This window comes from Plantactinospora mayteni (assembly GCF_016862935.1).
GTDB lineage: Bacteria > Actinomycetota > Actinomycetes > Mycobacteriales > Micromonosporaceae > Plantactinospora > Plantactinospora mayteni.
The window spans coordinates 102,614-115,302 of the sequence record NZ_BONX01000004.1 but is presented as its reverse complement, the minus strand read 5'-3'; the positions used below and the strand labels follow the sequence as shown (position 1 = coordinate 115,302).

Here is a 12,689-nt window from a genome sequence, read left to right as displayed (position 1 = left end):
CGGCCTCCAGGAGAGGATCTTCGGGTTGTCACTCTTCACACGCCTCCGTCAGGTGTCGGGCCAGGAACAGACGACCACGAGGGACGACCCGCTGCCGGACGGACACCCCGAAGACGCCCCGACCGCCCCCGCCCCCGCCCCCGCCGTCGACACCGACACCGACACCGACAGCGACACCGCCTCCGCCGTCGACACCGACACCGACACCGACAGCGACAGCGACGGTGGAGGTCACGGCGACGGTACCGGTGTGCGGGTGGCCGGAGAGCCGGAGCGTTCGACCGCTCGGCGGATCGCGGCGCAGGCGACGACGGTACTGGCGGCCCTGCTCGTGCTGGTCGCCCTCACCGCCGGGAACAAACCGGCCCAGCTCACCCTCGGCACCTTCGCCCGCATTCCGCTGGAGGCACTCCTCGGCGTCGGCCTCGTCCTCGTGCTGCGACCGGGGGCGCGACTGGCTGCGGCCGTACTCGGTGGCGTCGGCCTTGGTCTGCTGGGCCTGCTCAAGGTCGTGGATCTGGGCTTCTACGCCGTACTCGCCCGGCAGTTCGACCCGGTCCTCGACTGGGTACTGCTGGACGACGCGATCTCGTTCCTCACCGACTCGTTCGGCCGGGTCGGCGCGATCGGTACGGCGATCGTGGCCGTGCTGCTCGTCGTCGCGGTACTCGTGCTGATGACCCTGGCGGTGCTTCGGCTGACCCGCCTGGTGGCCCGGCACAGTGTCGCCGCGACGCGTACCGTCGTGGTGCTCGGCGCGGCCTGGCTCGCCTGTGCGGTACTCGGCGTGCAGATCGTCCCCGGCATACCGGTGGCGGCCCGGAACACGGCGGGCCTGGCACACGGGCGCGCGCACCAGATCCGCAACGGCCTGCACAGCCAGCAGGAGTTCGAGCGGCTGGCCACCGTGGACGCCTTCCGGGACGTCCCCGGCGACCAGTTGCTCACCGGCCTGCGCGGCAAGGACGTCCTGCTGGTCTTCGTCGAGAGCTACGGGCGGGACGCGGTCGAGGACCCGGAGTTCGCGCCGCAGGTCGGTGCGGCACTCGACGCCGGTACGGGGCGGTTGGCCGCCGCCGGCTTCGGCTCGCGCAGCGCCTTCCTCACCTCACCGACGATGGGCAGCGGCAGCTGGCTGGCCCACTCCACGTTCCAGTCCGGGCTCTGGATCGACAACCAGCAGCGGTACCGCAACATCGTCGCGACCGACCGGCTGACCCTCTCCGGCGCCTTCCGGCGGGCGAGCTGGCGGACCGTCGGCATCATGCCGGGCGTCACCCGGGCCTGGCCCGAGGGAGAGCTGTACGACTACGAGAAGGTCTACGACTCGAGGCAGCTCGGCTACCACGGCCCGAAGTTCAGTTGGGCCACCATGCCCGACCAGTACGTCCTGGCCGCGTTCGAGCGGTACGAACACGGGACGCCGAACCCGGCCCCGCTGATGGCGGGGATAACCCTGGTGTCGAGTCACGCGCCCTGGACGCCCCTTCCCCGGCTCGTGGACTGGGCCGACCTCGGCGACGGATCGGTCTTCGCGCCGATGGCGAAGGAGGGTGAGCCGAAGCGAGTACTCTGGGCCGACCCGGCCAAGATGCGTGCCGAGTACGGGCGGTCCATCGAGTACTCGCTGAACAGCCTGGTCTCCTACGTCGAGAAGTACGGCGACGACGACACCGTGGTCGTCTTCCTCGGTGACCACCAGCCCTCCCCGATGGTCACCGGTACCGATGCCAACCGGGACGTGCCGATCACCATCGTGGCGCACGACCCGGCGGTGCTGGACCGGATCTCCCGATGGGGCTGGCAGGACGGCCTGAGGCCGGGCCAGCAGGCGCCGGTCTGGCGGATGGACGCCTTCCGGGACCGCTTCCTGACTGCGTTCGGGCCGCAGGCCGCTTCCTGATCGCAGGCCGCTTCCTGACCGGGTGGTTCGGGCCGCAGGCCGCTTCCTGACTGACCGCATTCAGGAAGCGGCCGGTGCCGGAGGTCAGGCTTTGAACCCGATGCCGCCGTGCCCGTCGACCGGCTCCGCGTCGGCGCTCTCCGGGCGCCACCGCGAGATGGAGACGATGCCCGGCTCCAGCAGGGTGAGACCGTCGAAGCAGCGTTCGACCTGCTCCGGGCTGCGCAGGACGTACGGGACCGCGCCGGTGTCGTCGTAGCCCTGCTGGGCCTCGTCGAATCCCTCGGTGGTGTTGGTGCTGTCCCAGAGGACCAGGTAGCTGCCGCTGGGCACGGCCGCCATCACCCGGGCCACAATGGACCGGGACTCCTCGTGGTCGGCGACGTGCCCGAGTACCCCCATGAACATGACCGCGATCGGCTGGTTGAAGTTCAGGATGTTCCGGGCGTCGGCGATGATCCGGTCGGGATCGTGGAAGTCCGCGTCGACGTAGTCGGTGACGCCCTCCGGGGTGGTGTTGCTGAGCAGCGCGCGGGCGTGCGTCAGCACCAGCGGGTCGTTGTCGACGTAGACGATCCGGGACTCCGGGGCGGCCCGCTGGGCCACCTGGTGGGTGTTCTCCAGGGTCGGCAGGCCGGTGCCGATGTCGAGGAAGTTGCGGATGCCCGCCTCGGCCGCGAGGTGGTGCACGGCCCGGATCAGGAAGCGCCGGGACTGCTTGGCCAGCGGGACGATGCCGGGGAACTGGCTCCGGTATGCCTCACCGGCCTCTCGGTCGGCGGCGAAGTTGTCCTTGCCCCCCATCCAGTAGTTCCAGATCCGCGCGGAGTGCGGCACGCCGGTGTCGAGCCCGTCCGGCCGTACACGGTCTGGCGGCAGCGCTTCCTTCGTCACTTGGCCATCCTCAGGATTCCCGTAGCGAACGCGATCGCTCCACGGTAGATCGTGGATCTCCGGTACACACCCTCCGGGTCCTCAGCGGCGTTCGGCGACGGCGCCGGCCGGGTCGCCCTCCGGCTCGCCGCCGGTCGTCCCGGTCGGCCGGGGGCGGAGCCGTACCTTGGTGATGGCGTGCCGGTCGATCTCTTCGACCTGCGCGGCGAAGGCCGGCAGTTCGACGGTCTCGCCGGGCGCGGTCGGGATGTGCCCGAGGCGGGCGAGGACCAGACCGGCGACGGTGGTGTAGTCGCCGTCGTCGGGCTCGTCGAGTCGGAGCCCGATGTCGGGCAGGTCGTGGATCGGAAACGTGCCGGCGACCAGGAGCGTCCCGTCGGGATGCCGGACCACGGCCTGGACATCGCGGTCCGTCTCGTCGTAGATCTCGCCGACGATCTCCTCGATGAGGTCCTCCATCGTCACGATGCCGTCGTTGGCCCCGCGCTCGTCCACCACCACGGCGAACTGCTGACGCTGCTGGCGCATCTGGCGCAGGGCGTCGGTCACCCCGAGGGTCTCCGGCAGGAACAGCGCCGGGGCGACGTGCTCGGCGACCGTACCGGCGTCGTCGTCGAGCAGGTCCCGCAGGTGCACGACGCCGATCACGTCGTCGAGGCCGCCCCGGCTGACGACCGGGGCGCGACTGTGCCCGGACTCGGCGAGCAGCCGCCGCGCCGCCCCGGTGGGCAGTTCGGCGTGCAGGGTGACGACCTGGCCGCGCGGTACCAGGATCTCCCGCAGGATCCGGTCGGCGATCTCGAACGCACCGCTGATGATGGTGCGGTGCTCGGCGGAGAGCCCGCGCTGGGCGGTGACCATCTCCCGCAACTCCTCGGGGCTGACCTCCTCCGGGCCGCCTTCCGGGTCGGCACCGGCGAGCCGGACGACCGCGTTGGTGGACTTGCTGAGCAGCCAGACCGCCGGCCGGGAGAACCCGGAGAGCAGGTCGAGCGGCCGGGCCACCACCAGCGACCAGCCCTCGGCCCGCTGCATCGCGATCCGCTTCGGCACCAGTTCGCCGAGGACCAGGCTGACGAAGGTGAGCAGGAGCGTCACCAGGATGACGGAGGCGGGTTCCGCGGCCGAGCCGAGGAAGCCGAGCAGTGGCACCAGGGGAGCGGCCAGCGAGACGGCGGCGGCGGCCGAGGCGAGGAAGTTCGCCAGGGTGATGAAGATCTGGATGGTGGCCAGGAACCGGTTCGGGTCCCGGGCCAGCTTCGCCAGTACCCGCCCGCCGCGCGACTGCCGCTCCAGCCGTTGGATCTGGCTATCCCGCAGCGACACCAGCGCCATCTCGCTGCCGGAGAACGCCGCGTTGACCAGTACCAGGAACAGAACCAGTGCCAGCTGTAACCCGTAGCCGTCCACCGAACGTCCGGCCTCCTCGTCGCGCTTGGTGTGGCCACCAAACGTAGCCGGTCGTCGGTGGTCGCGGCCCGCGGGCCGGCGCCGGCCGCCGATCGGGTACGGACTCAGGTGGCCAGCACGATGGTCATCCCGAGATACGTGGCCAGCAGCAGTACGCCCTCGAAGCCGAGTCGTCCCCAGCCGCAGGTCTGCCGGACGAGCAGCCCGCCGAGCAGGATCGCGGTCATGAACAGCCCGCTGGTGGTGATGAACAGGTCCTCGTTGCCGGCGGCGTGGTAGATCGAGCCCTGCCGGTACGCGACGTCCCCGACCACCAGGGTGATCACGTCGAGGATGTTCCCACCGAGTACGGCGGCGACGGCGAGGGTGACCGCACCCCGGCGTACGGCGGCGATCGCGGTGACCGTCTCCGGCAGCCCGTTGACGATGCCGAGCAGGACTCCGCCGGTGAACCCGGCGCTCAGGTCGGTGGTCTCGACGACGCTCTCGGCCGCCAGCGACACCGCCCAGCCGCTGGCCGCGACGAGGACGCCGACCAGGGCGAACCGCCCCCACAGGCTGCGCATGCTCTGGTTGTCGAGGGCGCCGTGGTCCTGCGGTACGTCGGGTTGCGTCTCGGTGGTGCCGACGGCCTGCCACATCGGTCTGGTGCCGGCGGTGCGGATGAGTCGGAGCCCGCCGAGATAGCAGGCGACGATCGCGACCGACACCGGGTGGATGCCGCCGATGGTGACGTTCGGGCTGTAACTGCCCAGCAGCGCGAGGGCGAGCAGGGCGATCAGTAGGCAGCCGAAGAGCAGGTTCGACGGCGAGGCGGCGGCGTGTTCGAGATTGACCCGGCGGTGGAAGGCGTCGGCGACCGCGACCGCGGTGGTCTGGGCGGCGATCCCGCCGACCGCGTTGCTGTAGCCGAGCTGTGGATGGCCGCCGGCCGCGGTGACCGCGGTCATCACGATTCCGGAGAGCCCGGTCGCGACGCCGAAGAAGACCACGCCGAAGACGGCCTCGCCCCAGCCGGTCCGGTCCGCCAGGGCGTCGCCCAGGGCCACGAGCCGGATGCTGCCGAGGATCGTGACCAGGCCGGCGACGGCGAAGACGCCGACGCTCACACCGAGCGGCCAGGGCGTGGCGGGGAGAAAGCCGAGCATCGGGCGGTTATTCCCGAGTTGCCGGCTCCGAAGCATGCCGCCGGGACCGGCCCGGCGGCCCGGCGTCCGGTGCGGGAGTCACCGTCCCGGCCCTCGGCCGGGAGCGGTCACCGACCTCGGCCGGGGGCGGTCACCGATCCGGTCGGTTCAGCCACAGCTCCAGCCCGTCGAGCAACCGGTCCAGCCCGAACATGAAGCTCTCGTCCCAGATCCGTTCCGGGGAGTACGCGGCTGTCCCGGTCTCCTGCCGCCATTTGTCGTAGTGCGGATGGTCGCCGGCGATCTGCCCGAGGCGGGACTCCAGTTTCTCCGCGATCTCGCTCATCGACATGCCGGACTGCCGCATGCTGGTGACCATCGCCGAGATGGTCGTCGCCGAGCCGATCGCGTAGGAGGTCAGCAGCGAACTCGCGTGCGAGAGTTGCAGTCCGGCGAAGCCTGCCTCGGAGAGCAGCGCCACGGTGCGCTCGCCGATACGCATCGCGTTCGGCCCGAGGTTCGGGCGTACCCCGAGCAGGCCGATCACCCACGGGTGGCGGAGCAGCATCGCCCGGGTACCGGTGGTCAGCACCGACGCGCCGACCCGCCAGCTCGTGTCGCCGGCCTCGGGTACGTAGACCTCGCCCATCACCTCGTCGACCGCGAGTTCGAGCAGTTCGTCCTTGTTCGTCACGTACCAGTACACCGAGGTGGCGCCCGAACCCAGCCGGGTGCCGAGCCGGCGCATGCTCAGCCCGGCCGCTCCCTCCGCGTCCAGCAGTTCGATCGCGGTACGGACGATCTGCTCGCGGCCCAGCGTCGGCTGTTGGCCCCGGGTCCGGGGCGGGCGCAGCCACACCGAGCTGGTGAACGGGTCCGATTTCTGCGGCATCCAGGAGTCCTTTCGACCCCGTCAGTCTACCGACCGTCGTACGCTGTTCGAGATTACTGGTACGGTGTTCGAGAATTCTCGAACGCTGTACGAGCGGAGGTCCGCATGTCCACCCCCCACCCGCGTCGCTGGTGGATCCTCGGTGTGCTCTGTCTGAGCCTGCTGGTGGCCGTCATCGACAACATGGTGCTCAACATCGCGATCCCGTCGCTGATCCGCGACCTCGGGGCGAGCGCCTCGGACATCCAGTGGATCCTCGACTCGTACATCCTGGTCTTCGCCGGCCTGCTGCTCACCGCCGGCAGCCTCTCCGACCGGCACGGCCGGCGACGCGGCCTGGTGATCGGCCTGATCGTCTTCGGCGGCGCGTCCGTGCTGGCCACGTTCTGCCAGACCCCCGGTCAACTGGTCGCGGCCCGGGCCCTGATGGGGGCGGGCGCCGCCTTCCTGATGCCCGGCACGCTCTCCATCCTCACCACGGTCTTCGACGAGTCCGAGCGGAAGAAGGCCATCGCGATCTGGAGTTCGGTGCTGGTGCTCGGCGCCCTGGGCGGCCCGACCGTCGGCGGCCTGCTGTTGCAGCACTTCTGGTGGGGCTCGATCTTCCTGATCAACGTCCCGATCGCGGTCCTCGGCATCGTCGCCGCGCTCGTGATCATCCCCGAGTCACGCGGTCCGGCCAGCCGGCCCGACGTGGTCGGTGCGCTGCTCTCCACGGTCGGGATGACGGCGCTGGTCTGGGCGGTCATCTCGTCGGTCAAGGACGGCTGGTCGTCCCCGCCGACCGTCGTCGGCCTGGTCGGCGCGGCCGTGCTGCTCACCGCGTTCGCGCTGTGGGAGCGCCGGGTCGCCGAGCCGATGCTGCCGATGGCGCTGTTCCGGGACCGCAACTTCGGCGGGGCCAGCCTCTCCATCGTGCTGCTCTCGCTCTCCGCCGGCGGCGTACTGCTCGCGCTGACCCAGTACCTCCAGTTCGTCCTCGGGTACGGGCCAATGCGGGCCGGGCTGGCGTTCGTACCGATGCTGGTCGCCGTGATGGCCTGCAACGGCCTCGGGGTACTGGTCGACAGGCGGTTCGGTGCCCGGGTCGCGATCGCCACCGGGCTGTCGCTGATGGCCGCCGGTTTCGGCGTACTCGCCTCGATCGGGCCCGCCGACGGCTATCCGACGCTGGCCGTCGCGCTGGTCCTGATCGGGGCGGGCAGCGGCGTCACCGGACCGCCGGCGGTCGGCACCCTGCTCGCCGCCCTGCCGCCGGAACGGGCCGGCGTCGGCTCGGCGGTCAACGACACCGTGCAGCAGATCGGTGCGGCTCTCAGCGTCGCGGTGTTGGGCAGCGTACTGACCGCCACGTACCGGGCGGCGGTGCCGGCCGAGGTCACCGGGGCGGCCCGGGAGTCCATCGGGGACGCCCTGCGGATCGCCACCGCCACCGGCGACGACAACCTGGCCCGGCTGGCCCGGGACGCCTTCGTCGAGGCGATGTCCAGTACCGCGATCGTCGGGGTGGTCGGTGGCATCGCCGCCGCCGTGGTCGCGGCGGTCGTGATCCGTCCGGAGACGGCACCGCCGGCACCACCGGCCCCGGACCCCGAACCCGTGGCGGCGGACGGACTCTCCCCGACCCGGTAGGCCGCGGCACGATCCGGCCCGGGCCGACCGCACTGGCCGGCCCGGGCCGGCCGGCCCGGACAAGCCGGCTCCGGTCACGACTGTTCCGGACGCCGGGGTTCGAGCCGGTCACGACCGTGCTGGACGCCGGGGGTTCCAGGTCGAGGTGGCCGGGTCAGCCGGTGCGGCGGTCGGGGTGGGCGTGCACCGCGTCGACCAGCGCGGCCAGGGCCCCGGCCAGGGTGGCCAGGCCGTCGGTCGGTGGCCCGCCGGGTTCGACCAGGTAGCCGTCCCGCCGGATCTCCACCATCAGGGCGGTCACCCGACGGTCCCGGCCGTAGTGCCGCAGCGGCACGTAGCAGCCCGCGAACGGGGTGTCCACGCCGATGCCGCCGTAGCCGGAGAAGGCCGCTTGGCCGGCCGCCAGCAGCCAGTCCGGGGTGTGCGTCGGATCGGTGCCGAGGCAGACCGCCGGCCGGTCGGCGCCACCGATCTCGTACGGCAGCCGCCGGCTCGGATAGGAGTGCACGTCGAGGATCGTCACCCGGCCCCGTACGGCCAGCCGGGCGTCCACCAGGTCGGTGACCGCGCGGGCGTAGGGGCGGTACCACCGGTCGAGCAACTCCTCCTCGGCGACCGGGTCGTCGGTGCGCAGTCGGGAGCCGTCGCTGGTCCGGGTGTAGACGGCGGCCATCCCGACCGCCCGCATCGACTCCCGCTCGTCCGGGAAGCGCTCCGGGTCGACGACCAGCCGGGAGAGCAGGTTCACGAACGTCCACGGAGTACGCCGGGCGGACGTGGCGGCCCGGGCCGCGATCAGGTCGGTGTGCGCGTCGGTCATCCGGGCCAGTTCGGCCGCCAGGGCGGCGTCGTCGAGCAGCAGCCCTTCGCGTACCTCCGGCGGGACCAGCCGACCGGCGTGCGGGACGTGCAGGATCACCTCGCTGTCGGCGGCGCCCGGCACGATTCGGAAGCCCGCCGGAGGCTCCGATCCGCTCTGCCGCACCACGACCGCCATCCCGTCGACCCGCTGTCGGCGGACGCTAGCACGGCGACGGCCCGGCGACCGCAGGTTGTTCCGGGTGCCGTCTTGTTCCGTGTGCCGTCGAAGCCGGATGGATCATGTTCCGACAGATGTACGTTGTTCGATCACCGTCCCCGCCCGTAGCCTACCCACGCCCCTGACCGGCGAAAGAGGAGTGTGTATGGGTCGGATCAGTAGGATCTGGCGGGTCGGACTCGCGGTGCTTCCGATGGCGGCGGTGGCCGTACTCGGCGCCGCGCCACCGGCGTCCGCCCAGCGGGGACCGTCGATCGTGGTACGCGACGGCGTGACCCAGCCGGTGTTCGGGTACGCGGATGCGATCCGGGAACGGCTCTTCGTCACCTCGACGTTCGACAGCGACAGCGACGGCCAGCGCGACATCATCGCCTTCGACGTGATGCGGCCCAAGGCGACCGCCGACGGGCTCAAGGTGCCGGTCATCATGGACGCCAGCCCGTACTACTCGACCGTCTGCCGCGGCAACGAGTCGGAGTGCAAGGCGGACCTGGACGGTGACGGCCTGCTCGACCGGTGGCCGCTCTTCTACGACAACTACTTCGTGCCGCGCGGCTACGCGGTGATCCTGCTGGACATGGTCGGCACCAACAACTCCACCGGCTGCCCGACCACCAACGGCACCCCGGACAACCTGAGCGCCAAGCAGGCGATCGACTGGCTGAACGGCCGGAACGTCGCGCGGAACGCGGCCGGACAGGTCGTCAGGGCCGACTGGCACAACGGCCGTACCGGGATGATCGGCAAGTCGTACGACGGCTCGCTGGCGATGGCGACGGCGGTGACCGGGGTCAAGGGCCTGACCACCATCGTGCCGATCAGTGGCCCGGCCGAATACTACGACTACACCCGCAGCAACGGGGTGATCACCCGAGGCAACAGCTACGTGTCGTCGCTGGCCAACACGGTGACCAACCCGGCCCGCCGGGACTACTGCAAGCCGGTCCGGGACGCGCTGGGCGCCGCCGACGGTGACGAGACCGGCGACTACTCGGCCTTCTGGTCCGAGCGCAGCTACGTCAAGAACGTCGACAAGATCAAGTCCAGCGTACTGCTCTACCACGGGCTCAACGACGACAACGTCCGGCCGGACCACTTCAGCAAGTTCTGGTACGCGCTGGCCGAGCACAAGGTGCCGCGCAAGCTCTGGCTCTCCCAGGAGGGGCACGTCGACCCGTTCGACTCGCGCCGGACGGTCTGGGTGGACACCCTGCACCGCTGGTTCGACTTCTGGCTGCACCAGGTGCGCAACGGGATCATGGACGAGCCCCGGGTCGACCTGGAGCGCTCCGCCGACGTCTGGGAGACGCACGCCGACTGGCCGATTCCGGGTACCCGCGAGACCGAGGTCTTCCTCCAGCCGGGCACCGGCGGCGCGGGCGGCCTCGACCTGGCGCCGGTGCGGGAGGCGAGCACCGAGACCTTCGCCGACGACCCGGCGCAGCGCCAGGACGCGATGATCAACAACCCGGACACCGTCCAGCCGAACCGACTGGCGTACCTGTCGGAGCCGCTGCGCGCCCCGCTGCACATCTCCGGTACGCCGGTGGTGGAACTGCGGGCCGCCGCCGACAAGACCGACACCAACTTCGGGGCGATCCTGGTCGACTACGGCACCGCCGAACGGGTGGCGCACCGGGCCTCCGGGGAGGGCATCATCACCCTGGCGACCGAGGACTGCTGGGGCGAGAACAGCCCGACCGACAACGGCTGCTACAAGCAGACCCAGAAGCGGGTGGCCACCGCCGACCTCGAACTGGTCACCAAGGGCATCCTGGACGCACAGAACCGGAAGTCGATCCGCACGGCGTCCCCGTTGGTCCCCGGCAAGCTCTACGACTTCGACTTCCCGCTGCTGCCGGAGGACTACGTCTTCCAGCCGGGTCACCGGATCGGCGTGATCATCGTCGGCAGCTACCCGCAGTACTCCAGCCAGGCCGACCCGAACCGGGCCACCATCGACCTGGCGCTGAAGAACAGCCGGATCGTACTGCCGATCGTCGGCGGTACCCGCGCCGCGCACGCCGCCGGACTGTGACCGTACGCCCCGCCGGCCGTCCCCGGTCGGCCGGCGGGGCGCCGGAGAGCCCCCCGGTGGCCCGGTGACCCTCGCTGTCCGGGTCGGACGGTGCCGGTGGCCCGCCGGCCGTCGCCGTCTGGCTCGGACGGTGCCGGGCCGGGGTCGCCGGGTACGGATCGGCCAGGTCACCCCGCCCGGTGGCCGGCAGGTGTATGCTCCGCCGGTTGAGCCCTACCCCTGCGGCGTGTGCCCCGGACGCCGGCACCGGGCTCGCGACCATATGGAGGATGGCGCATGTCCCAAGGCCAGGAGCTGTTCGACCTGCACGAGGACAAGACTTCGCGGCCCAGCTTCGAGACCCACCTGCGCGGTTACGACAAGCGGCAGGTGGAGCAGTACGTGGCGCAGACCGCCAACGAACTCTCGAAACTGGTGTCCGAACGGGAGCAGGCGTTCAGCCACATCCAGGGGCTGACCGTCCATCTCCAGCAGGTGCAGGCCGAGTTGACCGAGTTGCGGGACCGGCCGCCGCAGGTGGACCGGGCGTCGTTCCGCGACCTGGGCCCGATGGTCGACCAGATCATGGCGCTGGCCGAGAAGCAGGCCGGCGTGATCGTCGACGCCGCCGCCCAGCGGGCGACCGAGCACCAGAACGAGGCGGAGCGGGCCCTCGCCGACGCCCGCGAGCAGGCCGAGAAGTTGGTGGCCGAGGGTGAGGCCGGCCGGGAGCGCGCCGAGCAGGAGGCGCAGCGGGTCAGCGAGCGGAGCGCCCAGCAGGCCGAGCGGGCCCAGGCCCAGGCCGAGTCGATGCTCGAGACGGCACGCAACCAGATCCAGCAGGAGATCGAGGCCGCCCGGGCGCGTACCCAGCAGGAGCTGGGCCAGTGGCAGGCCAACGTGGAGCGGGAGCTGACCGAGCTGCGCAACACCACCGAGGCGGAGTTGACCCGTCAGCAGAAGCAGGCCGAGGAGGAGAACGCGAACCTCCGGGCGGAGGCCCAGCAGTACGCCTCCGAACTGCGGCGGCGGGTGGACGAGCAGGCCACAGCGCACCAGCAGCAGCTCGCCGCGCTCCAGGAAGAGATCGAGACGCGGCAGCAGTCGCTCGGCAAGTTGCAGGCCGCGCAGGAGACCGCGCAGCAGCGGCTGGCGCAGTCCCGCCAGGAGGGTGTCACGGCGGAGCAGGAGTTCGCCCAGTTGCAGCAGCGGCTCGGCGAGGTCCGCCAGGATCTGACCACCGACCTCAACCGGCTGGACGAGGCCCGCCGGGCGGCGGAGCAGGCCGAACGGCAGGCGGCCGAGGTGCGGGCCCGGACGCAGCGCGAGGCGAAGCGGCTCGCCGACCGGGCCGCCGCCGCGGTGATGGCCGCCGCCGCGATCACCGGCGAGACCGGCGAATACCAGATGGTGGCGGTGCGCCAGGAGGCCAACCGGGGCGGCCCGGCCGAGGTGCTGGCCGAACCGGTCGAGCAGCCTGAGCAGCAGCCCGAGCAGCGGCCCGAGCAGCGGCCCGAGCAGCGGCCCGAGCAGCGGCCCGAGCAGCGGCCCGAGCAGCGGCCCGAGCAACCGGAGCGGCGCGAGCCGGTCGACCAGCCGGAGCGGGTCGTGAGCATGTTCGAGCCGGTCGAACAACAGCCCGCCGAGCCCTCCGTGAACATGTTCGAGCCGCAGCAGCCCGCGCACCAGCCGCAACACGGGCACTCGCAGCCGCCCGTCTACACCCCGAACGGCGGCGACCCCAGCCGCTACTAGTCGGCGCGCTGTCCGGCCGG

General features: G+C 71.4%; 9 protein-coding genes. 4 read left to right on the top strand and 5 right to left on the bottom strand.

All coding sequences use genetic code 11. The annotated features are described in order from the left end of the window. Positions 1-25: 25 nt before the first annotated feature. On the top strand, positions 26-1,903 hold the full coding sequence (locus Pma05_RS04110) for an alkaline phosphatase family protein (RefSeq protein ID WP_239311642.1): 1,878 nt from the start codon (positions 26-28) through the stop codon (positions 1,901-1,903). Positions 1,904-1,987: 84 nt separating this feature from the next. On the opposite strand, the gene Pma05_RS04105 is transcribed toward Pma05_RS04110, so the two are convergent. The 4 genes from Pma05_RS04105 to Pma05_RS04090 all read right to left on the bottom strand — a co-directional run bounded on the left by Pma05_RS04105 (position 1,988) and on the right by Pma05_RS04090 (position 6,226). Continuing rightward, positions 1,988-2,797: an SAM-dependent methyltransferase gene (locus Pma05_RS04105; protein ID WP_239311640.1), complete on the bottom strand. Its 810-nt coding sequence runs from the start codon at positions 2,795-2,797 to the stop codon at positions 1,988-1,990. Positions 2,798-2,878: 81 nt separating this feature from the next. After that, on the bottom strand, positions 2,879-4,207 hold the full coding sequence (locus tag Pma05_RS04100; protein ID WP_203855921.1) for a hemolysin family protein: 1,329 nt from the start codon (positions 4,205-4,207) through the stop codon (positions 2,879-2,881). Between the two features lie 104 nt (positions 4,208-4,311). Then, the gene (locus Pma05_RS04095) at positions 4,312-5,355 is read right to left on the bottom strand and encodes a sodium:calcium antiporter (protein WP_203855920.1); all 1,044 of its coding nucleotides are present in this window, start codon (positions 5,353-5,355) and stop codon (positions 4,312-4,314) included. 130 nt (positions 5,356-5,485) lie between these two features. Next, on the bottom strand, positions 5,486-6,226 hold the full coding sequence (locus tag Pma05_RS04090; RefSeq protein ID WP_203855919.1) for a TetR/AcrR family transcriptional regulator: 741 nt from the start codon (positions 6,224-6,226) through the stop codon (positions 5,486-5,488). 105 nt (positions 6,227-6,331) lie between these two features. Between Pma05_RS04090 and Pma05_RS04085 the strand changes: the two genes are divergently transcribed. Then, positions 6,332-7,858 (top strand): MFS transporter, encoded by a 1,527-nt coding sequence (locus Pma05_RS04085; RefSeq protein WP_203855918.1) that lies wholly within the window; start codon positions 6,332-6,334, stop codon positions 7,856-7,858. 154 nt (positions 7,859-8,012) lie between these two features. On the opposite strand, the gene Pma05_RS04080 is transcribed toward Pma05_RS04085, so the two are convergent. Further along, positions 8,013-8,855: an N-formylglutamate amidohydrolase gene (locus Pma05_RS04080; protein WP_203855917.1), complete on the bottom strand. Its 843-nt coding sequence runs from the start codon at positions 8,853-8,855 to the stop codon at positions 8,013-8,015. Between the two features lie 187 nt (positions 8,856-9,042). Between Pma05_RS04080 and Pma05_RS04075 the strand changes: the two genes are divergently transcribed. Beyond that, positions 9,043-10,935: a CocE/NonD family hydrolase gene (locus Pma05_RS04075; protein WP_239311638.1), complete on the top strand. Its 1,893-nt coding sequence runs from the start codon at positions 9,043-9,045 to the stop codon at positions 10,933-10,935. Positions 10,936-11,211: 276 nt separating this feature from the next. Then, positions 11,212-12,669 (top strand): coiled-coil domain-containing protein, encoded by a 1,458-nt coding sequence (locus Pma05_RS04070; protein WP_203855916.1) that lies wholly within the window; start codon positions 11,212-11,214, stop codon positions 12,667-12,669. Positions 12,670-12,689: the final 20 nt, after the last annotated feature.